This window comes from Roseimaritima multifibrata (assembly GCF_007741495.1).
GTDB lineage: Bacteria > Planctomycetota > Planctomycetia > Pirellulales > Pirellulaceae > Roseimaritima > Roseimaritima multifibrata.
The window spans coordinates 1070519-1096340 of sequence record NZ_CP036262.1 but is presented as its reverse complement, the minus strand read 5'-3'; the positions used below and the strand labels follow the sequence as shown (position 1 = coordinate 1096340).

Sequence of the window (25822 nt, the reverse complement as noted above, 5' to 3'; positions counted from 1 at the left end):
CGTCCCTCGCTCACGCAACGGCTTAGGGGCTTGGCTCCCTGAGACTTATTCGCAACTTATGAATCGCACGTCCCCAAGGAATGTAATCATTTTTTGAACCGCCTTCTTCTTTCGCGTTTTTTGCATTTTTCGCGGTTGAAATATTTCCCAATTTTCGTTGTGGCTGGGAGCCGCGTCTGCTGATTTTTACAACCGCGAAATACACGAAATACGCGAAAGAGAGTTTCCTGAGGGACGTGCGATTTATAGGTTGGCGGTTTGCTAGAGGATTGCAGTGGTGTGGCAAGAGACCCAAATCCCAACCCGCTCCCTGAGACTTATTCGCAACTTATGAATCGCACGTCCCGAGCGGAAGGCTACAATCGTTCTCTGTCTTCGATTAAAACGACAGCCTGTTTCGCTTCGGGTTCCCTGTTCCTTGAACACCACTTTTTTTGCCGGCTACCCCGGTTGCCCAAGACGCCCTGATTAGAGTTATCCTGGTACGGTTAAATCGCTAGGAAGCTTGCCGTTGGTGAGCCTATTTTATAAGACACACACAGGTGACTTGCGTGAGTACTCCCCATTGGGCCCTTGGATATTGCACGAATGTGCATGCCGGGACAGACATGGATTCGATCCGGACAAATCTTGAAACCTATGCGGTTTCGGTCCGTCAAGATTTACGCAAAGAACGACTTGCCGTCGGGCTATGGCTGCCCGCCAAAGCGGCAGAAGAATTATGCGAAGAGGGAGCCGCCGAAGCGTTTTCGTTATGGCTGCAAGAACGAAACTTACAGCCCTACACCATCAACGGTTTCCCCTACGACAATTTCCACCAGGAAATCGTCAAACACCAAGTCTACGAACCGGCGTGGTGGACGGATGAACGACGCGACTACACGATCCGCTTGGCGGACATCTTAGCTCGCTTGCTGCCAGACGGACGTGGCGGTTCGATCAGTACGCTTCCGATCGGCTGGCCCTCACCGACGGCCGATGCAACAGCGATCGCTCGTGCTGGCGAAAACTTCAGGACCGTTGCCAGCCACCTGCGAGAACTAGAAGACCGGAGCGGACAGCGTATTGTTGTCGCCATCGAACCCGAACCGGGCTGCATCCTTGATTCCGCCAAAGACGTCACTCAGTTTTTCGATTCGCAACTCAGCGAAGCTTGGCATCGCCGCTACCTGACCGTCTGCCACGACGTCTGTCATTCCGCAGTAATGTTTGAAGACCAAGCCGATGCCCTGGCCGCCTACTCCGCCGCAGGAGTGACGATCGGCAAAGTCCAAGTCAGCAACGCAATTGAAGTGGACTGGTCCATCATGTCCAAAGGACGAAGAGCGGAAGCTTTCGCCCAATTGGCAGAATTTGCCGAAGACCGCTACTTGCACCAGACGGGATGCCGAAGCGACGACGGACGCTTCCGGTTAATCGAAGACTTGCCAGAATTGATCCAACAGGAAAGCACAGACCTGAACGACGACGCCTGGCGAATCCACTTTCATGTCCCCATCTTCTTAGAAAAATTTGGCAACCTGGGAACGACTCGCGATCAAATCGAATACTGCCTGCAATGCCTCCAACGCAGCGACGCTCCTGAATTCCTCGGAGACCTTGAAGTGGAAACGTACGCATGGACGGTCCTCCCCGAATCAATGCGTCGACACGGCCTAGCAAAAGATATCGCCTCGGAACTTTCCTGGCTAAACCAAGTGCTAACACGGCAGGGCCTTCCAAGCCTGCTGGGAGAATAACCGACATGCTTCACCTGCAACCGATATGCCACGACGCTTGGTTAAAACAAGTCGATGAGGACCTTGATCAAATTTTGATCGACCATGCCTACTGCGAACGGAAAGCGGCTTCCACGGCGATGGCTTTGATCAACGCCTACACCGAAGACCGCGACCTCTGCCGCGAAATGAAACGGATTATCGAAGAGGAACTGGAGCATTTTGAAATGGTCCTAGAAATCCTCGATGCCCGTCAAATCGAATTCCACCGACTCACTCCCGGACCCTACGGGAAAAGCTTAAACGAGTGCATCCGCAAACGAGAACCCGAACGTATTCTTGATCGGTTGTTGGTTGCCAGCTTGATCGAAGCGAGAAGCTGTGAACGGTTCTCCTTGCTAGCGAAACATGTCTCTCAGCGGGACCCTGAGCTCTCGGTATTTTATGCCGGTTTGTTTGAAAGTGAGGCTCGGCATCACACGACCTACGTTCAACTGGCAGAGAAATACGCCGACCGTAACCTGGTCCGCGACCGCCTAAACGAACTGTCTCATCAAGAGGCCGAAATTATTTCCGCAGGCAGTTCGCTACCTAGAATGCACAGCTAGAACCACCGACAAGCAAGGCTCGCCAGCAGGTATGACTTGCCCTGGAGAGCAAACCCCATAGGATGGCTTTGCCTTGATGTTGGTCACATCAAGCTCCTTCCTGGATGGAAGCGAAGATGTCGCAAGATGCGGCCTGAAACGGAAGTCCATCTAAAGGAAAGGAAAACCGATGACTCAGCCATCGATTTTATTATCGTCGCTATCTTCTGGAATTCGTTCGCGGTGCTTGCCGCTGTTGACGGCCCTTACGCTGACAACCGCGCTGACGGCCGCCGATCCCACCATCCGTTTCGACCTTCCGCCATTGGCTGTGGCCGATTCCGTGGTCCCTTGCGAAACGGCCAATCCGCTGCCGGGTCAACAACTGGTGCGAATCCCTCTGCGGATTTCAGCCCTGATCGATTCGCCGCGATCCCCGCGTGTTGACCAAATCATGGTCCGCGTCTTCAGCCTGGATGCACAGGCAAGCGTCGCCGACTACGCACCTCGGACCGAAGTTTCCAGCCCCTACGAAGGCGGCATGGAAGTTTCACGGTCGAACGAGAAAAGCCAAAGCATGGGACTGTCCATTAAAGGAGGCTATCCATCGGTCGCCGACGGCAGCATGCTGGGTGACATGGGCAAAAAAGAAACAGAAAGCGTCAAGTACAAACGAGTCGCCCCGGTTGAAGTGGTCGCGGCAAGTGGAACGCTAGGACGAGGCAAAGGGGTTTACTTCAAACTACGAGCCACCGCGCTACAAGTTCTGGAAGGAGACAAACAATTTGAACTGCTGTTGTCGGTGCCTCTTTCTTGGCGAGGCGGTTTGCTGGACGTATCGATCACGGCCGATTCCACAAAATCAACGTTTGCAGGCTTGGATTCAGAAACCGTTCGAGTCGGCCAAGCGAGCTTCATCGTTGCAACCTTTTTGGACTGCGACCCGGCAGTCCGCAGGGCGGCAATGGAATTGGTTAAATCGGAATCAAGACTACGGAAATTGGCCAGCCAAACGCCACCGTCGCGCAAGTCATCGGTCCCCAGTCTGTTTCGACACGTCGTCAACGTACTGGATAAATCCGAGCCACAGATTTCCGCCGATTGGCTGGGGCAAGTCCTGCGAGGCCGAGTCGACCCGCACGTCGATCGCAGCATCCGTAGCCTCCCGGTCGATGTGCGAGTCGCCATCCTCGATTACCAAGACGCACAACAGGCCTTCCTAAACCCCGCCCCAAACCCGGAAGACAAATTGGGGCACCAATTAGCTCAGGCTGCCAGCGAGTGACCGCCAAAGAATTACAGCACGAAAACGATACGAGTGGAAAATGAAGCGTTGAAATGAGACGGGCTGGCGGCCCGCGCCACTAAAAAAGAATTTTGTCGGTAGATATTCCTGACTAGCCGGGTTTTAGTTCCTATTGCCCCGTCCAAGTCATTTATCAGGAACCGACGATGAATCGCTTTTCTCTTCTTGCTGCTAGCTTTTCGCTCTTTCTCTGTTCAAGCGGAGCGACCTTGCTTGCACAGCCCCCAGGCGGCCAAGGACGCGGCGGAATGCAACGAGGGCAGGGCGGTGGTGGAAGACAACCAATCGTCGTCAGCCATGGGCTTCTTCCCGACACCGACGCGTTCACCGCGGACGGCAAACCGATTAAGGTCCGGGACCTCATCCAAGGGAAATACACGGTCCTGAAAACGGGCTGCCTGACGTGCCCTGAATTCTTGCGAGCCTACGCGGACGTCGAAGCGATTGCAAAAGACTATGCGGACAAAGACGTCCAGTTCTTTTACGTCTTTCAAAGCCTTCGCCATCCCGAACGTGAAGGTTATGTCCAAGCCCAGAACATGAGCGAACGCTTGCTGCAGGTTACCGAGGCGAAAAAGAAACTAGGCACAAATGTCCCTTGGATCGCTGACACCATCGATGATTCGTTTCGTGTCGCAATGAAAACCAATTCCAATTCAGTCTTCGTTATCTCGCCCGATTCCGAAATCGTCTACGCCGCCGATAGAATGAACGGTGATGGCCTGCAACAAGCGTTGTCAAAACTGGTAGGCCCCATCGAAAACCCGACCTCCGCTCGTGATCTCCAGCTTCCACAACTGGCTCGATTCCGATCGACGAATGTCACAAACGACATTTTGGTCGAGCGACCCGATGGTTTGGTAATCCTGAAAACCACGCCTGAAAACCCAGCAGATACGTACTACGTCAAACTGCGAGCCGAAGCCGAACCAGCCCTCTTGGAAACGGGAACAGGACGATTATTCCTCGGTTTCTATCCCGACCCCATTCATGATGCTCACTGGAACAACCTGACACCCGGGATGAAGTACGAACTGCAATTGCCCGCGGGTATCCAAGCCGATCCAGCAACGGCGGTAGCGAAAAAGGGGCCAGGAGATAGCGATGCTCAGCCGCGACAATTCTGGGTCAACATCGATGGCAACACCCCGCTTAGCGACATCAACCTGTCGCTGCATTACTTCGCCTGCGCTCCAGGCATGTGCGAGGCCATGACCCACAAATACACCATCTCATTCACCCCCGAGGATCGAAACTCACGCACATACAGTTTCAACCGAGGCCAAGGTGCCCCAGGCGGAGGAATGCGACCTGGTTCCGACGGTGAACGACCAGGCATGAACCGGCGGCGAGGCCCAGGAGGATCAGGCAACAATCCCTTTCGCAAGAATCAACCACAGGGTGGACGGAGGCCATAGAGGAAACACTTCCCGGCCCTTTGGCACTCGAACCGTCGGCGATCCACCGATGCCATCTACGTTGGCATATGCTGGCGGTTTTCTTAGCGGATCGGCGCAAGCCGATCCGGCCTTTGTGAGGTTGCGCGGACGGGCCGGAGGGCTTGCGCCCTGCCGCTAAGAAGTTTGCATTCGGACGTCCCTTCTTAGCGGAACGGCGCGAGCCGACCGGCCTTGTGTGAAGTTGCGCGGACGGGCCGGAGGGCTTGCGCCCTGCCGCTAAGAAGTTTGCATTCGGACGTCCACTCTTAGCGGAACGGCGCGAGCCGTCCGGCCTTTGTGAGGATGCACGGACGGGCCGGAGGGCTTGCGCCCTGCCGCTAAGAAGTTTGAATTCGGACGTCCACTCTTAGCGGAACGGCGCGAGCCGTCCGGCCTTTGTGAGGTTGCGCGGACGGGCCGGAGGGCTTGCGCCCTGCCGCTAAGAAGTTTGCATTCGGACGTCCACTCTTAGCGGATCGGCGCGAGCCGACCGGCCTTTGTGAGGTTGCGCGGACGGGCCGGAGGGCTTGCGCCCTGCCGCTAAGAAGTTTGCATTCGGGCGTCCACTCTTAGCGGAACGGCGCAAGCCGTCCGGCCTTTGTGAAGTTGCGCGGACGGGCCGGAGGGCTTGCGCCCTGCCGCTAAGAAGTTTGCATTCGGACGTCCACTCTTAGCGGAACGGCGCGAGCCGTCCGGCCTTTGTGAAGTTGCGTGGACGGGCCGGAGGGCTTGCGCCCTGCCGCTAAGAAAGTAGTTGGCATCAGGTGATCCGATCCCGCAGGTATCCACCTGATCTAGTACCAACAGGCCCGCGTTAACGGACGCCGATATAGAGAGCGACTTCGTGGGGCGTTTCTAGATCGTGGACTTCGAAGTCGGCTTCGTAGGTACGCGGCAGTTCGCTATCCCAAATCCTTTCCCAGGTGTCTAACAACGCATCTGGCATTTCGCCGAATGCGTGAAAGATCGCGTATTCTCCCGCTGGTAGAGAGCGGAGCACGTAACCGTCGGCCACACATGCTACGTCGATTACCTCACAGCCCAGAAAGAACCTGTAGGGTTGCGTGTGGTCCCCTTCATAGTCGAAGTAGGCTGCAATCAATTTGTCATCGGCTCGCTGAGGAATTTCGTCCGCCAAACCTTCGGTGAAAAAACGCTTCCAGACCGCTGCGATATCATCTGGCGTCGCGTTCGACGTGCGAACTTCGATCCCGTATAGCGTGCGAGCTGATTGCCTTTCGGTTTCCATAAGATTTCACAGTCCATTTGTGAACCGATGCGGATGGGTTATTCAATCGGGACCGTGTAACTGATCGCTCCGATAGGTTCCCCGGCGGGTACGTCTTTGTAGTGAGCGTGACACATCACACACTTTTGCATAACAACCGGAACGGCTGTCAAAGCACGCAAGTGGGGTTTCCCATCGATGTTCACCACTGCGTCTACGCTTTGCTCTCCTTGCTTCAGCTTCTTCAATCCGTTCTTTTCGAAGGCGTCCTTGGCGACGTTGTCTGGTTCATAGGGATCCCCCGTCGCATCAATCAGACGGATCGTGTTGTCACCGCTTTCCGAAATGTTTTTAAACAGCAGCACCGCGGCGCTTCCAGCGGCAAAGTCGTCGTCGCTATGAACGTATTTGTCTGTCACCAGGACAATCGTTTGCTTGAAAATATTGTCCAACATTGCAACGGTTTTCCGCGAGCGTTCCACCGCCTTTTTACCTGGCTTCTTTCGCTCTTTCTTTGCTTCTTGAACATCGTCCTGAACGGGCGCGGCAGCTAGTGGAGTGATCTGGGGTGCGGCGATGACGACCATCCCAAACAATAAGGCGGCAGCGAAAGACAGAAGGGTTGCACGTTTCATACGGACGATCCAAATTTTAAAGCAGACAAAAAACACCAAACATGCACGACTCATGCATGTTTTAATATCCAGCGATATCGATGTCAAATATTACCACTCGATATCCAACAGACTTGGCCGCAATCAGACGGGATTACCAAGCGCTGCCAGAGCCTGCATGCCGATACGATTACAAAAATCCCCGAACGTTTCCTTCCCTTGCCGGCCTTCTTTGAAGTGTTTCAGGACAGGACGCAAAACCGAAACAATTTCGCCGCGTGGGACTTGGTCTTGGAAAACTTGATTCATGCGAGTTCCAATCTGGTTCCCCCCCAGAAACACGGTGTATCGTCCTTCTCCCGTTTTGCCATCCACACTCCGTCCGACCAAACCGAGATCGGCGTTATAGGGTCGCGCACACCCGTTCGGACACCCAGTCATTCGGATCGAGAACTCTTCGGACTCCAACCCTTGATCTTTCAATTCGGTTTCAAGTTCATCGATCAAACCGGGTAGTGCACGTTCACTTTCGGTTACGGCAAGACCGCAAGTCGGAAGGGCAGGGCAGGCGAACGCGAATCGCCTTGCATTACTGATCTGGTTGACGGTAACCACGCCGTGATCGGCAAGCACCTTTTCGATTTCTTCTTTCTGCGATCCTTCGATATCACAAAGAAGAATGTTTTGGTGAGCCGTTAAACGTGCGGTAGCGACGTGATGCGAGAAAAGCGTTCGCAGGGCCGTCTTCAGACGCAAAGCCCCTTCGTCTTTGACTCGTCCATTTTCAATCGGCAATCCCAGAAACCATTTCCCGTCTCCTTGATCATGCCAGCCAAGATGGTCTTCATGCCCTGTTACATCCGCAGCATGGGGTTCGGGCAACGGGCAGGGCACGGTCCCCGCAGGAACTCCGCAAATCGATTCGGCTGCGGGTAGGTATTCTTCGACCTTCGATTTAAATTCGGGAAGCCCCAAGTTATGAATCAGATATTTCAAGCGAGCTTGGCTGCGATCGGCACGGTTCCCGAAATCGCGTTGCACCAAAATGATGGCCGTAATGATCGGCAACAAATGCTCCGTTTTGACAAACGTCAGACGTTTTGCCAAAGCAGGGAAACATTGTTTTTTGCTAGGTGTCGTCCCCATCCCACCACCGGCAAGGATATTAAAACCAATCAGCTCATCCCCTTCGGTCACGCCTAGCAGGCCAACATCATTGTCATACACATCAATGCAATTATCATCGCACAGTGCCAGCCCAATCTTGAATTTACGAGGGAGATAGGCGTTTCCGTAGATGGGATCCGGTTCCGATTCGGTAGGTGCGCCGACGACTTGCTGACGTTTGCCGCTCTCCGGGTCCTTGATCCAAATCTCGTGATAGGCTTTCGTTTTCGGACGGACGTGAACGGCGATTTCGTCGGCCAACTGCTGCAGTTTGTCACGCAGACCATTCTGACGAAGCGGGGCAGGGCAGCAGCAAACGTTCCGCGTCACATCGCCACAGGCGCTTTGCGTGGAAAGTTTGATTTCGTTGATCCGGTGGATGACGCCCCACAGATTGTTCTTGACAACTCCGTGCAACTGAATGCTCTGCCGAGTCGTGATACGGATGGTTCCGTTCCCCAGTTCGTCCGCGATATCCAGTTCTCCCAAAAACTGGGCTGCGGTCATTTTGCCGCCGGGGATGCGGTTGCGAACCATAAACGAATAGGCTTTGCCCAGCCCTTCTTTTCGACGGGGCTTTCGTAAATCGCGATCATCTTGCTGATAGGTGCCATGAAACTTAAGCAGTTTGGTTGTCGCATCGACGACGTGGTCTGTCGTCCGATCATCGAGTTCCTCCGCGATACTCCCTCGCAGCCCAACGCTCGCTTCTTTGATTAACTCGACCTTTGACTTTTTGAGTTCCTTGGTCATCGGTGTCGTTCCTTGGCTATGTGGAGAGATGGTCAATCGCAAACATGCATAAGTCCTACATGTTTTAAGGATTGCGAATAGCCGCTGTCAAGCGATCTCGGTTTCCGGGTCAGGAACGATAAATTTATCGGTGACGGTTTTGACAGAGCACCAACGTCTTGCACGTGGTGACCCAAAGAAGGCACTGGAGTCCGCCCCCCCGCGGAGGATCGACTAGGATCGACTGGACGGTTTATCGGGAGAACCGTTCGCGGCAATTTGAATTCGGTTCAATTGCCGTTTTTGCGGGACGACTTCGGCCAGTGTCACTCCCAGCAAGTACTCCATCTGGATCCGCTCGGCTTCAGCCAAAACACCTTTGAGCTTGCAGAAGGAGTGGATAGCACATGAATCGTCGGTCCCAACACAGGCGAGAAGATGAGTGTCTCCTTCCATGTTCGCGATCACTTCACCGACGGAAATTTGTTCGGGGGGGAGTGCCAGTTCGATCCCGCCTCCGACGCCACGGATACTACGAACGTAGCCGCCGCGAGCCAATAAATTGACAACCTTGGCAACGTGGTTCACCGAAATGCCAAACAGCGTCGCAACATCAGCGACATTCGAACGCGAGGTTCGCGTCGCGAGAAACATCAGCGTTCTCAAAGCGTAATCGGTTTGTGTTGTCAGTTTCATAAGCTTGACGATCGTATCGGAAGGGACCGTATGATCGTAGGCGCTGCTCGCAAGGTAAACAACGGGCAGCCGTTCCTTCTTAGCGGAACGGCGCGAGCCGTCCGGCCTTTGTGAGGTTGCGCGGACGGGCCGGAGGGCTTGCGCCCTGTCGCTAAGAAGTTTGAATTCGGACGTCCACTCTTAGCGGAACGGCGCGAGCCGTCCGGCCTTTGTGAGGTTGCGCGGACGGGCCGGAGGGCTTGCGCCCTGCCGCTAAGAAGTTTGCATTCGAACGTCCACTCTTAGCGGAACGGCGCGAGCCGTTCGGCCTTTTGTGAGGTTGCGCGGACGGGCCGGAGGGCTTGCGCCCTGCCGCTAAGAAGTTTGAATTCGGACGTCCACTCTTAGCGGAACGGCGCGAGCCGTCCGGACTTTTGGGAGGATGCGCGGGCGGGCCGGAGGGCTTGCGACCTGCCGCTAAGAAGTTTGAATTCGGACGTCTACTCTTAGCGGAACGGCGCGAGCCGTCCGGCCTTTGTGAGGATGCGCGGACGGGCCGGAGGGCTTGCGCCCTGCCGCTAAGAAGTTTGCATTCGGGCGTCCACTCTTAGCGGAACGGCGCGAGCCGTCCGGCCTTTGTGAGGTTGCGCGGACGGGCCGGAGGGCTTGCGGCCTGCCGCTAAGAAGTTTGAATTCGGACGTCCACTCTTAGCGGAACGGCGCGAGCCGACCGGCCTTTGTGAGGATGCGTGGACGGGCCGGAGGGCTTGCGTCCTGCCGCTAAGAAGTTTGCATTCGGACGTCCCTTCTTAGCGGAACGGCGCGAGCCGTCCGGCCTTTTGTGAGGATGCGCGGGAAGGCCGGAGGGCTTGCGCCCTGCCGCTAAGAAGTTTGCATTCGGGCGTCCACTCTTACCGGAACGGCGCGAGCCGTCCGGCCTTTTGTGAGGATGCGCGGACGGGCCGGAGGGCTTGCGCCCTGCCGCTAAGAAGTTTGCATTCGAACGTTATCGGAGCATATCTAGAATCGGATTGCTGGCGACATTTGCGGGGATCATTGGCGGCGGCAAAGTCGAAGGCTGGAGGACCGAAGGACGCATCCCGGTTTGCGTGCCCGATCGTTCCGACGGGCTTTGCAACGCTACAATCCCGCTTGCCGTTGAATAAGTGGAAGGGAGCGTCGGCGCTGGCAGGGTTGGGCTTGCCGCCGCGATCTGATTTTGAGGCTGATACGATTGCAGACGAGCGATCACGGTGTTGTCGGCAAGCGATGCAGCGGGCCCACCATGAACCAATTCATAGTGCACAACCGCTTCCTTCTTATTTTCAGTCACTTGCACCGGCACCGTATCGACCTGCTTCTCCGGGACCAACTTAGTCACTGTGGTGGGACGATGAATGGTTTCACTACGAGCTTCCCAACGAGTCATCGGAACGTATTGGTAGGCCAGCGTTGGCTGCACAAATGGGTTCCAGCGATTCTTCCAATACGGCGCCATCCCGTATTCAACTCGAGGCGAATAGTAGGTTCGCTTTTCAGATTGCATCTGAGTGCTGACCTGGTGCCGGTAAATCGTCCGCTCGCGAGTCTCATTGCGGTACTGAGTGACCGGCCGCTCGATCGTCCGCTGTACCTTGCGGTACACATTCCCGGTCGATGGATCGACATAAAAACCGGTGGGCGAATGTCCCCCTACTGGACTCGCTTGTGCATCCTGTCCCTGCGCCTTTGGAATGCTCCAGTGTGTGGCGGACGTCAAAACAAAAAAGACACCAACTAGAAGTACGTTCTGCTTAAGCATGAGATCTCCCGTCGCAAGTGGGGAAGGCGAGTCATTCGCTGTGACTGTAGCGATCCTCAGAATAGAGCCATCCAACCGGTTATGTCGGTCGTAGGGACAGCACTTGGACAGCGAATCAGTCGCTTTTCTCGCATCCATCCGGGGGGCGACATCCCGCCCCCAACCCTAACCGCAATCCCACCAAAGACTTCAGACTCCGCATCTCCGTGTCTCCGTGTCTCCCAACTCCCAACTCCCAACTCCCAACTCCCAACTCCCAACTCCCAACTCCCAACTCCCCTTCCTCCCCAAAACGAAATCTGCTAATCCGAAAGAGTGGTACACGCTGATTCACCTCAAAAAAGGGACGTGTGTTATGAATGGAGTGATTTTTCTAGCTTGGTTCGTCAACAGCTTGCTGTCGGGCGGTGCCGCCGGAGAGACGGTCATTCAGCAGCGGGTCGACCTGATTGAATTGAATCATTTCCTCGACAACACAGGGCGTCATGTGTTTGACCAAGTGGTTTTCTACCAGTGGTCCGAGGAACAGCAGATCTACCATGTCAAAGCTTGGCGGCTTGTTAAATCGCCCCGGCAACTGCCTCAACGCCAATGGAACCCCGACCGATATCGATGCCTATGGCATGACGACGGGGTTTTGCGAGAGGTCTGGGCACCGCTTTACAGGGAAACCTGGTCTCAGAAGGACCCCGAGCGAGTGAACCGCCAGTGGCTAGCTGAAAAGCAACGCGTCGAACTTCGCAAACCGCGTCGAGCTGCACTTCACTGACGCTAAATCTTCACTAAACGGGGATTAAAAGTAAGCTAGGGTTTGGCAGTTCATGAATTCTTGCCACCTACGCTTTGCATGACCAACCCTGCTCGCCCTCCGATTGAAGTGCCGCCGGTAGCATCTAGGGTGCCACCGGTGTTGGTTGCTGCGCCTCCGGTTGCCCCACCCCCCGAACCGTCCGAAGCTGCAAATTGGCACCTTCCGGGCTCGGATTTGCTCCCCACGATGAAGGACGAGCGCGTTCCGGCTTGGCTGGTTAGCATGATCCTGCACACCATTGCCCTTTTGGTGCTTGCCCTGCTAACAGTGCCTCCTCACGGGGGGGGCGGTCTTCTGCTGCAAGTCGATTCTGCCGAGTCATCCCAAACGAACGACGCATCGCTTCAAGCCCTGATCCCGCCGACCCCACAGACCACCGACGAAGCTTTGGCAGCGGAACAACCGATTGAAGTTCCGCTTGCGGTTCCTTCGGTCGCCGCACAAACACCTGCTTCGCCTTTGGAACCGAAAGCGTCTAGCGCTCCGGACCCGAAGGCGATGACCGCCGCACTCATGGCATCGATGACCTCGGGGCAAACCACTCAGATGCCTTCCGGAGGAGGACTGGGTGGACGCTCCGCGACGGGACGTAAAGTCTGGGGCGATAAATTCGGAGCGACCCCAGAAAGCGAAGAGGCTGTTGAACTGGGGCTGAAATGGTTGGCCGCCCACCAGCGATCCGATGGTAGCTGGTCGTTCGATTTGTCAAACGCCCCATGCAACGGCGAATGCTCCAACCCTCGGCGAAACCCAGACAACCTGCCGACCCCACCAACCGCAGCGACCGGGCTGGCCCTGCTTGCCTTTATGGGGGCGGGCTACACCAACCGCTCCGGCCCCTATCAAGAGGAAATCGATCGCGGGCTGTACTACCTTCGCGGCCAAATGCGGCCGGCTGAATTTGGTTCGGACTTGCAGATGGGAAGCATGTACGGGCACGGGATCGCCAGCCTTGCGATCGCCGAAGCCGCCAGCATGACCGAAGATAGTGGACTGGTTTTAATGTCCGATGAATTGACTCGTTTCATCCTGGCCGCACGGCACCCGACAAGCAGCTGGGGCTATTTCCCCGGAGCCCCAGGCGATGTGACTCTGACCGGTTGGCAATTGATGGCTCTCAAAGGAGCCCAACGTTTAAAAATCAGCATGCCGTCGGATACCTTCTCACGAATCGGTGAGTACCTCGATTCAATGTCCCTTGATGATGGCATCCACTACGGATACCGCGAACCAGGAAACGTCAGGACACCGACGGCCATCGCGCTTGCGTCACAGCTCTACCTAGGCCGGTCCCCTACGCACCCGGGAGAACTAAGCGGGCTAAACCAATTGATCGAATGGGGGCCAAGCAAAAAAAGTGTGTACTACAACTATTACGCCACACTTGCCTTACACCATGCAAGGCACCCGAGCTGGGACAAATGGCATCCCCTGGTTCGCGATTATCTGGTCCAGACCCAGGCCAAAAAGGGTCACGAACGAGGCAGTTGGCACTTTAAAGATCACTACGGCGACGTCGGTGGACGGCTCTACACCACCGCGATGGCGATCATGACCCTGGAGGTCTACTACCGCTACTTGCCTCTGTACGACGACCCCAATGAATTCCCGCTGTAAAACAGAACATAGGAGCAAGGCAGAGGCAATTGCCTCGCGAAATCGGCTGATTTAGGGGAGTTTGAAGCGACGGGAAACCGCTATACTGAAATCCGGGAGTAGGTGGGTGGATTCCGCTGGCTCCTCGACGGACGGTATTTCGAAACGGGGGAGCTTCCGATGCGACGAGACCATTCAAGAGCATTTACCCTTGTGGAGCTGTTGGTAGTCATCGCAATCATCGGAGTGCTGATTGCCCTGCTGCTCCCTGCGGTTCAGGCGATCCGTGAATCGGCTCGTATGATGCAGTGCAAGAACCACCTGAAACAATTGGGACTTGCCTGCCACAACTATGAGTCGACATTCAATCAGTTCCCCGGATACGCTGGCGAACAGCGTCCAGAACTGATCTATTTTCCCCAAAACGATGTCGACGATCGCCTCACCGGTGCAAACTGGATCATCCAGACGATGCAGTATCTGGAACAAAGGCAGCTAGCCGAACGCTTGAACCGCTTGCAAGAAGACCCCCACGGTCTACTAACACAAGAACGCAAAGAAGCCATCCAATCGCCCGTTGAATCGCTTCACTGCCCATCGCGTCGATCCGCAAAAGCTTATCCGCTGCTAGAAAAATACCATGACCAGTATGGGGCTACCGGAGCTCGTACCGATTACGCGATTTGCGGTGGCAGCGGAAATCCTCCACCAGGCAGTCAAGGGATCAACGAACGCTTGGTCGAAATCAATGACCTGGGTGCCTGGCAGATGGGCCGGCGTACCAGGGCAGCCAGTTTTATCGACGGGATGAGCCAAACGTATTTGATCGGCGAAAAATCGATGGACTCGTCAGCCTACACAACCGGCACCAGCCAAGGCGACCAACTACCGATCGCCGGAGACCCTCGCGACAATGATACACCCAGCTCCTACCTCCGCTATGCCGTCCGCTCGCCTCGCCGCGATCATTCAACCGACTGCTTGGTTTGTCATGATTTTGGCAGTGCCCATTCAGCCGCGTGGAACATGGTGATGGCCGACGGATCGGTCCGCTCCATCAACTTTTCAATGGACCTACAAGTCCACCAAGCCAACGCTTCGATCAGCGGCGGCGAAGTCGTTCAGCAGCCATAGTCTTTAGCAACATGAACCTAATTACTCTTTTTCGCGTTCGGTTCTTGTGCTTACTAGGGACGCTTGCCTGCTGGCAATACGCAATCCCTCCCCATCCTCTCCTGGGAGCGGGCACGTCCAGTCCCCAACGTCGCACCGAGGACTGGCAACAGGATCTAATTTCCGTCCTGCTGAATGCAAACATGCTGCAAACGGCGGAAGCGATTTGCATCGATCACCTGCGAAATTCGGCCCTCGATTCCGATGTTGCCGCCCGCTGGACGATCCGCTTGTCAACGGTTCGCACCGCACGCATGGTTGGCCAAAGTCGCTGGGAACCCGAACTTGCCCAGGCGGCACGTCAGCCCATCGAACAATTGCTCAAAGCCTACCCACAACACCCAAGGCGACTGTGGCTGGAAACACAAAGCGGCTTGATCGATTTATCGACGGCTCGCCACGCGGCCGTGGCCATGGCGATTTCCCCCGGCGACACAAACATTCAGAACCGAGGCCTACAAGCGACCAATGCATGCCTCAAACAATTTGAAGACATTCGCGAACAGATCGATGCATCAGGCGAAACGGAGAACCAAGACCTGCAAGACCTCCGCAGTACGATTGGCCAACAACGCGTGGAAGCTTGGCTGCTGCAAAGCCAACTATTTCCTCGTGGAAGTGAAGACGCGATCGCTTCTTTAACAACCAGCGAACGGGAAGCTGTCGAAGTCATGTCGCGAATCCCAACAGGGACCAATGCCCATTCCAAACTACAGGCATTGCGAATCAAAGCACTGATTCAAACCGGTCGACCTGAAGAGGCTTTGGAAATCCTCGATGCGGACCAACGTGCGAGAAATTCGACGAACCAATCCGATCCTGACCGACTGGCCCTACGAGTGCAGGTCTACCTTGCACAAGAAAACCTCACTGCCGCCAACGAAATCCTGCAACGATACTACGGCAACCAACCACAACTCGCTCCACCATCGGCCGACCTTGACTTGGCTCGACTGGACAGTCTACTTGCGACGGCGAAGTCGATCCCCGAAACCGAGCGATCCGAGATCACATCGCAGATCGCCGACTGGCTAGAAGTGATCGGACAACGGAACGGAGACTACGTTCGTCGACAAGGAGAAGCGGCTGCACTGCAGGTCGTGCGGGGACAGCCCAGTGGCGGAGACACTCGATTGATGGTTGCCGAGGCGGCTTTGCGGCTGAAGGCCGGAGACCTACTGGAAGCAGGCGAATGGTTGACTCAAGCGGCCGCTGCGGCCAGCGAACCGGAACAGGCTTTGAAGCATGCAACCCAAGCAGCCGCGGTCCTGAAACAGGCGGAAGAAATCGAAGCCGCCGTGCAAATCCTCGCCGCGACGTCGCTTCGCTTCCGACAACATGCATCGGCGCCAGCGACACACCTTCAGGCGTCGTGGCTGCTGGCCGAAGCCCTGAAGCAGGAACCGGGTGCCGACCTTGAACCCCTGCAGGCTTTACTGCGGACAACCTCGGAAACCTGGCCTCAAACATCCGCAGGTTCCACCGCTACAAGCTGGTTGGTACGAATCCTTGTCGCCAAACGCAAATATGCCGAAGCCGCTTACGTCGCATTCCCGAAAAACCGAGCGGCCACACCTTCTGAAGTAGAGCAGGCGACCGGATTGTGGCAGATGGCCGTCCGCGTCGCAGAAGATGCTCCCGCGACTCTGAAACAAGCCATTGAACACCTGAGCGTCGGAACGAACAAACAGCCGCAACCGACTCAGGAAGCCGCCGCAGTTGGTCGCATGACTTTAGAGGTGTTATACGCGGGGCGTTCCGTCATCGAAAAACAAGCGGATCAAAGCTTCCCACTGCCAGATTTGATTGCGCGTCTGTTTGCCTTTCGGCGATCCCCACCAAACGCGATTGCCTTTAAGGATTGGCATCCAACATCCACAGACCCTGCAGAGATCGCGACGCTGCAGGATGCCATCCAGCGTCTGTTTTTGGATGGAGGCACCGAACCGGCTCGACGCGTGGAAACGGGCAAAGTCATCCTGCAGCTTCAACAGCAGATGACTTCGCAGGATCCGGCCAAAGCGAATGACGATGGAATTGCCAGCAACGACATGGCCCGCGCCTTGATCTGGAGCGGCGACTGGGAGAAAGGGAAACAGATCTACCAGGACCTAATCCAGTCGGAACCGGGGAACCTAAAACAGATGACTGCGGCCGCAAAAGGGCTGAGCGAATCCGATCAGCAACCGGCGCTTCGCGAATCGGCAGATCTATACAATCAAATCGCTGCCGGGCTGCCACAAGGAAGTTCCGCATGGCATCGAGCGAAACAGGCAGCGATCCAAATCAAGATCCGGACAGACGATTCGGAAGAAGCGATGAAGCTATGTCGCTACATCCTGCTAACCCAACCGCCCCAAGACGTAGCGGTCCGCGAACGGTACCAGCAACTGCTAGAACAGGCCCAACGGGGCGCCCCTTCGCAGTAGCAACGAAATACCGACGGAGAAGCATGATGCGACTGCTGATCAGAGACGCGAACACTCGCGAACGCACTCCGTAGCCCTCTGCCGTTCCGTGGTTAAATCACACGGAACGGACGCCCTTCAAGACGAAGAGCAAAGACGAAACCGGCACACCGTTGCCAACAGCCCATCCCTATAGGTCTGAAACGACGTGCTGTAGATCTTCCAGCAGATCTCGCATCCGCGTGTAGCGATCGTTGGGATTCTTGGCGAGCGCTTTTGCGACGATCGGGTCAATCGCTTTGGGAACATCCTTTCGCGACGTCCGCTCACTCGGAGGCGGCAGTTCCAGGTTGCGAATATTGGAAAACGTTTCGTCAACGGTTGCCCCTTTGAATGGCTCGCAGAACGTCAGCATTTCGTACAACACGACCCCGACACTAAAGATGTCGGTCCTTTCGTCGATCGTTCGATTGCCTTGAACCTGTTCGGGCGACATGTAGAGCGGCGTGCCAGGACGCAACCCACCATGGGTCAGCGTCATGAACTGCGTCTGTTCGCGAGCGCTTTCCATTGGAGGCGAAATCGAACTATTGCCGATCGCGGGATTGTCGTCAGCATGTCCCCAAACCTTGGCGACTCCCCAATCCAACAAGATGACTTCGCCAAAGTTTCCCACCCAGATATTCTCGGGCTTCACATCGCGATGAATGACCCCACGCATGTGAGCGTAGGCCAAAGCCTGACAGACATTGATGACCACTTCCAACCGCCTAGCCACGGTGTACTCTTCGACCGTGGCGGGATCATTCCGAGCAATTCGCTTAAGCGCTTCGAAAAAGTTCTCACCGGAGATCCGCTTCATGGTGAAAAACAGCCCCTCATGTGGATCGTCACCGATTTCATAAACCGGAACCGTATTGGGGTGCTGAAGTTGAGCGGTCACACGTGCTTCGCGGAGAAACCGACGCCGTTCACGGGAGTCCATTTGATGCTGCGGAAGCAATGTTTTTAGAGCGACCGTTCGACCAATAACCGTGTCAATACAGCTGCGCAGCAGCGCATTACCACCTCGAGCCATTTCCCTGAAATTACTGTAGCGTTCCAACCCCTGAGGGATCACCGCAGGTAAATCCGGATCTGTCGACGCGAGGATGATTTCAGATGGATGTGAGAATGTCATTGCAATTCGTGCCGTTGCCAAACAGGGCCTACTTAAGGGACTGCTAGTTGCTGCCCCTCTTTATAACGTGCTGCCCACAGAATCCGAGACAGGGAGCCAAAAAAAGGCTTCGCTAGCCGCCATCGCAAACATCGTAGCGGATCCCTATCAATGTTCAAAACAAGCAAAAACCCGCAATCGAGTCAACCAAAACAGTGCTAGCACCCGCACCCGCACCCGCACCCGCACTCCTTCACTCCTTCACTCCTTCACTCCTTCACTCCTTCACTCCTTCACTCCTTCACTCCTTCACTCCGTGTCTCCACAAAAAAACCCCGCCTGGAAAAAACCAGACGGGATTTCGTATATCGAATTCAAACGATTCGCTTAGGTCGTTGCGCCGACTTTAGCACTGCGGACCGTGTTGATGATTGCCGAAGCAACCATGTATGGATCTGCGTTGGAAGCTGGACGACGGTCTTCCAACCAACCCTTCCAGCCACCTTCGACGGTTGCGATTGGAATCCGGATCGAAGCACCGCGATCGGAAACACCGTAGCTGAACTTGTCGATCGACTGGGTTTCGTGAAGTCCGGTCAGACGCTGATCGTTGTCTGCACCGTAAACGTCGATGTGTTCTTTGATACGTGGTTCGAAGGCGACACAAACTTGCTCGTAAACTTCGCGGCTACCGCAGGTGCGGAGCAGGTCGTTCGAGAAGTTTGCGTGCATGCCACTACCATTCCAGTCCCCTTGGACAGGCTTGCAGTGCCAGTTGATCGAAACGGCGTGAGATTCAGCCACTCGTTCGAGCAAGTAACGCGCCAACCAAACTTCGTCGCCTGCACGCTTTGCGCTCTTGGCGAAGATCTGGAATTCCCACTGGCCCATCATGACTTCCGCGTTGATACCTTCAACGTTCAAGCCAGCGTCGAGGCACATCTGAAGATGTTCTTCAACGATTTCGCGACCGATTGCTTTGCCAGACCCAACGCTACAGTAGTAAGGTCCCTGCGGAGCGGGGAAACCTTCAACCGGGAAGCCGATTGGTTTGTTGGTGTCAAGATTCCAGATCGTGTATTCCTGTTCGAAACCGAACCAGAAATCGTCATCATCATCCAGGATCGTCGCCCGACCGTTGGTACGGTGTGGGGTGCCGTCTGAATTCAATACTTCACACATGACCAGGAAAGAATCGCCCGATCGACCTGGGTCGGGACAGCAGAACACAGGCTTCAGCAAGCAATCACTGGAGCTACCTGCGGCTTGCTGCGTTGACGATCCGTCGAAGGACCATACCTCGGCGTCTTCAACTTTTCCGCTGAAGTCGTCGACAACCTTTGTTTTGCTCCGCAAGGTTTGAGTCGGCTGATAGCCGTCCAACCAAATGTACTCCAACTTGCTCTTCGTCATTTCAATGTCCCGATCAAAGTATTAGGGGATTAGGTAATGGACAGGATTAATATAAACGATCCTGGCGTCAAGAAAAGTCCTTTCATTCGGCCATCGTCCCTTACCACCACTATAACGACGCTAAGGTTAAACAACGCCCCACAGGCCGCCGAAACAGCGTGACTTTTCGGATACCCGACAGGTCATTTGCCGGAATCATGCACCAACTTTACCAGATATGGACGTAATGAATGCCTAAAAGTCTCGTATCCGTCCCCTGAAAAGTCTCAAAAAGCCCCCAGAAAAGGCAATTAAAAGCGGAGAAACGGACGAAAAACGCTTCGGACGTGAAACAGCAACCCATAACCGGCCCCTTGGAGCACCCGCCAGTGGCAGAGTCAGGACCATAGTCTGTTGCGGCGGTAAATCATTGGTGACGTATTATCGGTCTGCCCATGCTCTGGCAAGCGTAACTGCGTGGCTGCCGTAGCCAGACGGTGGTCCCCACTTGGAAACCGCCACCAACCGATTTCACATCCCCCGCGCAAGAACGCTCCCTTAAAGCTACTTTCGCTCACAACGGCAGCCTTAACGGCCTCATCCACTACGCCGGTTATAGATTGCACGCCTCCTCAGCGTATGCAACGCGCAAACTGCGCATGCAACGACTGAACATGCAGGCGAATACACGATCCGCTTAGACTCCAATGCTTAGACTGCAGTGCTTAGCCATCGGATCTTGCTCGGCCACGTGGCCCCAAGCGTCCGAACATCCGGTCCAGTTCGTCTCGACTGAAGAACAGCGCGGTCGGACGACCGTGAGGACAGTGGTGCGTATCTTGGTAGTGATCACGTTGTTCGAGCAGGCTGGTAATCTCTTCTGGAGCCAGTCGGTCGCCTGCCTTAATCGCTGCTTTGCAAGCGATCGTGTGCAACAAGTGATCCAGTAAATCTCGAATTTCAGGGTCCTTGCCAGCCGCGATAAGGGACTCCAGCGATTGCCGTAACACCTCACTGGGACGAAGCGTCGCGAGCATTGCGGGATACGATTGCACGAGAACGGTATCTCCGCCAAACGGTTCGATATCGATCCCGACTTTCCCCAAGACCTCTTTCGCATCCAGGGCAGCGGTTTGCTCGGCAGGAGTCAAAGAAACAGGTTCCGGCACCAACAACCGCTGGGTTTCAATCCCTTCCCCAAGAACCTTTTCGCGGATTCGCTCATACAAGATTCGTTCATGCAACGCATGCTGATCAACGACCACCATCCCTTTTTCATCCTGAGTGATCAGGTACCGATTGTGGACTTGAAATCCGAGGTGACTGATCCGTGGCGGATGAGGCGCATCGACACGTTGGTTCGCCACTCCGGCGACAGCATCTGATTGAGTGCCGTCGCTCCCTACGCCCAAACCTTGAACCTCTTCTTGCGGGCTGGTCGAGGAGGCGAATTCAACCGGCTGCCTATCGACCGCAGCGGCGTCTTCTTCGGCTGGTTGCCAGGGAACGGCCTGTCCCTCAAAGGGCTTAAAAGCTGCAGGGCCCGAAAGGCTGGTGGGCAGGGAAGGGGCACCGGTCCGCGCCCATTCGATAACGCTTTGCCGCTGCGAAGCTTCGACATCGGCGGGCATCCCCAGCACACTGCTTTGCGGCATCAGCGGCGACAAACCACTTCCCGATAACGGGGTCTGCGAACCGCTTGCGGGCAACGCATTTCCAGTCGAAGTAGCCTGTCGATGGCTGTTCGAATCGGAACCAGCAGAATCAGGACCGCCTGGACCGACTCGCATCGTCATGTCGGTCGATAGAAATTTATGACGCAGCGTTTGCAAGACGCGGCTATAGATTCGTCCCCCGTCGGTGAACCGGACTTCTAGCTTGCAAGGGTGGACATTGACGTCGACCATTTCGGGGGGGATCTGCATGCGGAGGAACGCAATCGGAAAACGTCCCGACATCAATAGTCCTCGATACGATTCTCCCAACGCATGCTGCAGCGAGCGATCGCGAATGAACCGACCATTCAGGAACAGGTACTGCATACGATTATTCCCCCGGCTAACCGCGGGGTCGCAAGCATAACCCGAGATCCTAATTTGCCCGTCGTCGCTTTCCAGCGAGATCAGCGAATCGGAAACCTCGCCTCCGAAAAAGGCTTCGATCCGATCGGCCCAACGCTCGGTAGGCGGAAGGTCATAGACAACCTTTTCGCCGTTGGTCAAAACCATATGGATTCGCGGGTTCGCCAGCGCCAGTCGCGTGAAGGCTTCGACGATATGGCCTCGTTCGGTCTGTGGCGTCTTCAAGAACCTGCGACGGACCGGGGTGTTGAAAAACAGATTGCGAATTTCAATCGCCGTGCCGGTCGGGCAACCGCAGGGAGCCACCGGATCGATGATTCCGCCGCGAATCCGAAGTTCCGCGCCTTCGGCAGCATCGGCCGGCCGGCTGCGAATGGTCATGTGAGAAACCGAAGCGATCGAGGCCAACGCCTCCCCACGAAAACCTAAGGTGCCGACATGGAACAGCGATTCATCATCGGGCAACTTGCTGGTCGCATGGCTGGTGACCGCTAGGGGAAGCTGTTCGGCGGACATGCCGCAGCCATCGTCGCTGACGCGAATTCGCTCGGTCCCCCCTTTTTCGATCAGCAATTCGATCCGCTGGGCCCCCGCATCGACACTGTTTTCAAGCAATTCTTTAACAACAGAAGCGGGCCGCTCAATCACTTCACCAGCGGCGATTTGATTGACAAGATTTGGCGGCAATTGGCGGATGATTGGCATCCTGTTTAGTTTACGCCTTACTCCCTATCCAGCAACCGCAGCAGGGGCATTCCCCTCGACCGGCAAGACCTGCCAGTCGGCGACCGGCAGGTGGGAATCATCCCGTCCTGTCGCCGTCCAAGCGGCCGGTGCATAAACTCGCCGTTGCGGGTTGGTCATCAAGTAGGCGCCCCACCAGCTAAAGCTACTATTGGCAGTCACTCCATACTGACATCGTGACATCAAATACAGGTCTTCCTGACAGGTCGCCGCGTTGTTGTGATCCACAATGTGCAACGGAATCCCTACATCAAACTCCTTCCGGCACCACTCGGGGTCATTGGTAAACAGATAGGCATGCAAATTGGGTTGGCGCTGCAACAAATCGTCTAAAGCGGCGCGGTAATAATCGCGTCCCATTGAAAGGTAGATCGCTTTGGTCTGCGGATCGGTTACGTAGTCACCGCGACGCACATGCAAAAAGACGCTGGGCTGTTTCTCGATCGCCTGAGCAACTTCCCGAGTCCGAGGGCTTAAAGTCGATTCAGGGAATGCAAAATCCTGCAAAATCGTTTCCCGATGGCCCGGAAAAAACGATTCACTCTGCCAATATCCCCACAAATAACTGTTCGGGCGAGCTTTCAAATAGGCTGGGCGAAAACCAAAGGGGCGTTCGCGGACGGGACAGAGCCCTCTCCGCATCCAGTCGGGCAGCTTTGCCGCAATCCGAACCCTCGCCCCATGCAAATGCTGCGGGCAACGCGATTCCAATTCGGGCGGCAACGCGACCGCGCGATGCGGAAAATAGTCCAACTGGTAAGCGTGCAGCCCATACCCGGCAAATTCACGCAAATCCAAATAGTGCGGAACATCCCAGCGGTCCGCCAGCCAGCGTCCATAGGCGTACTGAAACATCTGGTTTCCCAGGCCGCCCAAGATGTGGCTTACTATCATCGTCGCAAACTCGCACTGGGTTATTCGAACGCATCAACATGACCAAAAGCTGAAGACTAAAGTGCCCGGCAGCCGAATGTCCATACCAAACTCCTCCTTGTCCCCCTCTTCTACCCTCTTTAGACTGCGTTGGCCCGAACCGCCAGCAGTGCGAAACCGCCAGCAATGCGGTAGATCCCTACCAACGTTTAAATCGGGCTACCGACGTCACTGCGTATCTGGAATCCCCCAATGGACTTGTCCGTTCGTCTGAACCGCCTGAATTTGCCCAATCCGATCATGGTCGCGTCGGGGACGTTTGGCTATGCTCGCGAAATGCAACAGATTGTTGACTGTTCAAGACTTGGGGGCATTCTGCCCAAAACGATCACCGCCGAACCGCGAATCGGTAACGCTCCTTGGCGAACCGTCGAAGTTTCCGCGGGGCTGCTGAATTCGATCGGCCTAGATAATGACGGCGTCGACGTCTTTCTTACTCAGCATCTTCCCTACCTAGCTGGGGTTGGCGCTCCTATTGTCGTGAGCGTCGCCGGCCGTTCCGCCGAAGAATACGTCCGCTTAGCGGAACAAGTGGGCAGCCAGCCGGGAGTCGCGGCGATCGAGCTGAATCTGTCCTGTCCCAACGTCTCGGGCGGAGTCGATTTTGGGACCGACGCTGAAGCCTGCGGAAAATTGGTCGGGGCCGCAGTGAACGCTTGCCCGGTTCCGGTTTTGGCAAAACTAACCCCCAACGTAACCCGCATCGTTTCCATCGCTCAAGCTGCCGCAGAAAACGGCGCCGACGCGGTCTGCCTGATCAATACCCTCCTAGGAATGGCGATCGACTGGAAAAAACAACGCCCTCTGCTGGGCAACGTCATGGGGGGATTGAGTGGGCCCGCGATCAAACCGGTCGCCCTTCGCTGTGTTCATCAAGTCCGACAAGCATGCGACGTCCCGATTATTGGGATCGGCGGAATCGGTAATATCGATGACGTGATGGAGTTCCTTATCGCCGGAGCATCCGCCGTCCAAATCGGCACCGCAAACTATTACGACCCCACGCTTTCGACTCGCTTGATCGACGAACTGCCGGGCGCCTTGCAATCGCTGCAGGCAACACAAGTTTCCGACATCGTCGGTTCGCTGAAGCTTGGCTAACCTGCCAGGCCGTTGCTGCAGCCAATGTCCCCTTGCGCTCGGGACGTGCGATAAATAAGTTGCGAACAGGGTCGCAGGCCGCCGAACTCCCAACCCGCTGCGTAGTTATTTCGGTCCCTCGCTTACGCAACAGGGTGGGTTTGTGGCTTGTTCTTCGTTACTGCCGCTCACGAACGTTTCGATCGACGCGACCACAGAAGGCGGTCACGGCGATGGCTCCGGCGTACAGCAAGAAGATGTTCACCAGCACGATCTGAACCGTGGACCGCTCGGGCGGTTCGTAGACCCAGGATGTAAAAGCTCCAATCCCTAGCAGCGAAGAGAGAAGGGTGCCTAGCAGCAGCAAAGCATCCCACCATGGCGTGGTGCGCGGCGTCCCCAACAAGGCTCTTTGCATCGCAAAGTTAACGAGGATCATGGTCATCACGAGGAAGGTGATCTCGCCGTAATCTTGCCATTCCGCTGATCCGAACTGCTTATTGGCGGACAACCAAGCCGCTGACAACAAAGTCAAAACCAGCAGCGTTGTGATTCCAAACTGTCGACGTAGCGAAGACGGCGAATCGCGTTGCTCAGTCGACGATTCGAACGCAGGAATACGCCAACCGGTCAGCCCCAGGACCGTTGCGGAAGCGAATTGCAGCAGGACCAAGCTTCCCATCGACAGGAAGTATCGCGACACAGGTTCTCCGGTGATTGCCGTCATCCAGTAGACATGCCAAGCGAACGCTGCCAAAAGAACCAGATGTCGCCAATTGACCGCGTTCCCTTGAACCGTCACCCAGACGCTAATCGACAATCCGCTCCACATCGCGGCCAACCAGAAGACGTTTGTGGGAGCGTCAATCGATTCCGCATCAGGCAGCACAAGCTGAGCGAGGAAGACAATCCCCAGCCAAATCGCCGTCCACTTCCCGAGAGAAGGCTGAACGCAAGGTGCGGCGGGACGGTTTTCTAGCGGGGCAGTCATACGGTGAGGTTCGAGAAATACCTTGCTATCGAAAAGCCTGCAAACCACCCATCCGGGCGACTTATATCCCCATCCGGACGCGGGACATGATCGCGTACTGGCAAACGAGCGGGATATTCAGATTAATCGGCAAATTCAACGCACGCTTCCAACTTATCGCAATGGAAACAGCAAACCTGACCCGTTT

General features: G+C 55.7%; 19 protein-coding genes. 9 read left to right on the top strand and 10 right to left on the bottom strand.

Annotated elements, in window-relative coordinates; translation table 11 throughout:
• The first annotated feature begins 551 nt into the window (after nt 1-551).
• The 4 genes from eboE to FF011L_RS04095 all read left to right on the top strand — a co-directional run bounded on the left by eboE (nt 552) and on the right by FF011L_RS04095 (nt 5029).
• The gene (gene eboE / locus FF011L_RS04110; protein WP_246109728.1) at nt 552-1739 is read left to right on the top strand and encodes a metabolite traffic protein EboE; all 1188 of its coding nucleotides are present in this window, start codon (nt 552-554) and stop codon (nt 1737-1739) included.
• A 5-nt stretch (nt 1740-1744) separates the two neighbouring features.
• Nucleotides 1745-2326, top strand: a complete 582-nt coding sequence (miaE, locus tag FF011L_RS04105; RefSeq protein WP_145350368.1) for a tRNA-(ms[2]io[6]A)-hydroxylase — start codon at nt 1745-1747, stop codon at nt 2324-2326.
• Between the two features lie 169 nt (nt 2327-2495).
• On the top strand, nt 2496-3590 hold the full coding sequence (locus FF011L_RS04100) for a hypothetical protein (RefSeq protein WP_145350366.1): 1095 nt from the start codon (nt 2496-2498) through the stop codon (nt 3588-3590).
• 167 nt (nt 3591-3757) lie between these two features.
• The gene (locus FF011L_RS04095; RefSeq protein ID WP_246109727.1) at nt 3758-5029 is read left to right on the top strand and encodes a peroxiredoxin family protein; all 1272 of its coding nucleotides are present in this window, start codon (nt 3758-3760) and stop codon (nt 5027-5029) included.
• 835 nt (nt 5030-5864) lie between these two features.
• Here the strand turns inward: FF011L_RS04095 and FF011L_RS04090 are convergent.
• The 5 genes from FF011L_RS04090 to FF011L_RS04070 all read right to left on the bottom strand — a co-directional run bounded on the left by FF011L_RS04090 (nt 5865) and on the right by FF011L_RS04070 (nt 11267).
• On the bottom strand, nt 5865-6299 hold the full coding sequence (locus tag FF011L_RS04090; protein ID WP_145350364.1) for a GyrI-like domain-containing protein: 435 nt from the start codon (nt 6297-6299) through the stop codon (nt 5865-5867).
• A gap of 38 nt (nt 6300-6337) precedes the next feature.
• A complete protein-coding gene (locus FF011L_RS04085) occupies nt 6338-6913 on the bottom strand; it encodes a c-type heme family protein (protein WP_218932996.1) in 576 nt (191 codons plus the stop codon).
• A 123-nt stretch (nt 6914-7036) separates the two neighbouring features.
• Nucleotides 7037-8812 carry an NADPH-dependent assimilatory sulfite reductase hemoprotein subunit gene (locus FF011L_RS04080; protein ID WP_145350360.1) on the bottom strand — a complete coding sequence of 592 codons (1776 nt, stop codon included), beginning with the start codon at nt 8810-8812 and terminating at the stop codon, nt 7037-7039.
• 213 nt (nt 8813-9025) lie between these two features.
• Nucleotides 9026-9487 carry an RrF2 family transcriptional regulator gene (locus FF011L_RS04075; RefSeq protein ID WP_145350357.1) on the bottom strand — a complete coding sequence of 154 codons (462 nt, stop codon included), beginning with the start codon at nt 9485-9487 and terminating at the stop codon, nt 9026-9028.
• 985 nt (nt 9488-10472) lie between these two features.
• Nucleotides 10473-11267, bottom strand: coding sequence for a hypothetical protein (locus tag FF011L_RS04070; RefSeq protein ID WP_145350355.1), 795 nt, complete (start codon nt 11265-11267; stop codon nt 10473-10475).
• A 355-nt stretch (nt 11268-11622) separates the two neighbouring features.
• Here FF011L_RS04070 and FF011L_RS04065 point away from each other — a divergent pair, with 355 nt between their 5' ends.
• The 4 genes from FF011L_RS04065 to FF011L_RS04050 all read left to right on the top strand — a co-directional run bounded on the left by FF011L_RS04065 (nt 11623) and on the right by FF011L_RS04050 (nt 17276).
• Nucleotides 11623-12036, top strand: coding sequence for a hypothetical protein (locus FF011L_RS04065; RefSeq protein WP_246109726.1), 414 nt, complete (start codon nt 11623-11625; stop codon nt 12034-12036).
• 78 nt (nt 12037-12114) lie between these two features.
• The gene (locus FF011L_RS04060) at nt 12115-13695 is read left to right on the top strand and encodes a prenyltransferase/squalene oxidase repeat-containing protein (RefSeq protein ID WP_145350353.1); all 1581 of its coding nucleotides are present in this window, start codon (nt 12115-12117) and stop codon (nt 13693-13695) included.
• 159 nt (nt 13696-13854) lie between these two features.
• On the top strand, nt 13855-14808 hold the full coding sequence (locus FF011L_RS04055) for a DUF1559 domain-containing protein (RefSeq protein WP_145350351.1): 954 nt from the start codon (nt 13855-13857) through the stop codon (nt 14806-14808).
• Nucleotides 14809-14819: 11 nt separating this feature from the next.
• Nucleotides 14820-17276 (top strand): hypothetical protein, encoded by a 2457-nt coding sequence (locus tag FF011L_RS04050; RefSeq protein ID WP_145350349.1) that lies wholly within the window; start codon nt 14820-14822, stop codon nt 17274-17276.
• 169 nt (nt 17277-17445) lie between these two features.
• On the opposite strand, the gene FF011L_RS04045 is transcribed toward FF011L_RS04050, so the two are convergent.
• From FF011L_RS04045 to FF011L_RS04030, 4 genes are all read right to left on the bottom strand, one after another.
• On the bottom strand, nt 17446-18435 hold the full coding sequence (locus tag FF011L_RS04045; RefSeq protein WP_145350347.1) for a serine/threonine-protein kinase: 990 nt from the start codon (nt 18433-18435) through the stop codon (nt 17446-17448).
• A 366-nt stretch (nt 18436-18801) separates the two neighbouring features.
• Nucleotides 18802-19827 (bottom strand): glutamine synthetase beta-grasp domain-containing protein, encoded by a 1026-nt coding sequence (locus tag FF011L_RS04040; RefSeq protein WP_145350345.1) that lies wholly within the window; start codon nt 19825-19827, stop codon nt 18802-18804.
• Nucleotides 19828-20531: 704 nt separating this feature from the next.
• Nucleotides 20532-22592: a DNA mismatch repair endonuclease MutL gene (gene mutL, locus FF011L_RS04035; RefSeq protein ID WP_145350343.1), complete on the bottom strand. Its 2061-nt coding sequence runs from the start codon at nt 22590-22592 to the stop codon at nt 20532-20534.
• 24 nt (nt 22593-22616) lie between these two features.
• Entirely contained in the window at nt 22617-23525 is a 909-nt protein-coding gene (locus tag FF011L_RS04030) for an alpha-1,2-fucosyltransferase (protein WP_145350341.1), read from the bottom strand.
• Between the two features lie 231 nt (nt 23526-23756).
• Between FF011L_RS04030 and FF011L_RS04025 the strand changes: the two genes are divergently transcribed.
• Entirely contained in the window at nt 23757-24665 is a 909-nt protein-coding gene (locus FF011L_RS04025) for a dihydroorotate dehydrogenase (protein WP_145350339.1), read from the top strand.
• A gap of 157 nt (nt 24666-24822) precedes the next feature.
• Here the strand turns inward: FF011L_RS04025 and FF011L_RS04020 are convergent, their stop codons facing one another.
• On the bottom strand, nt 24823-25635 hold the full coding sequence (locus tag FF011L_RS04020) for a hypothetical protein (RefSeq protein WP_145350337.1): 813 nt from the start codon (nt 25633-25635) through the stop codon (nt 24823-24825).
• Nucleotides 25636-25822: the final 187 nt, after the last annotated feature.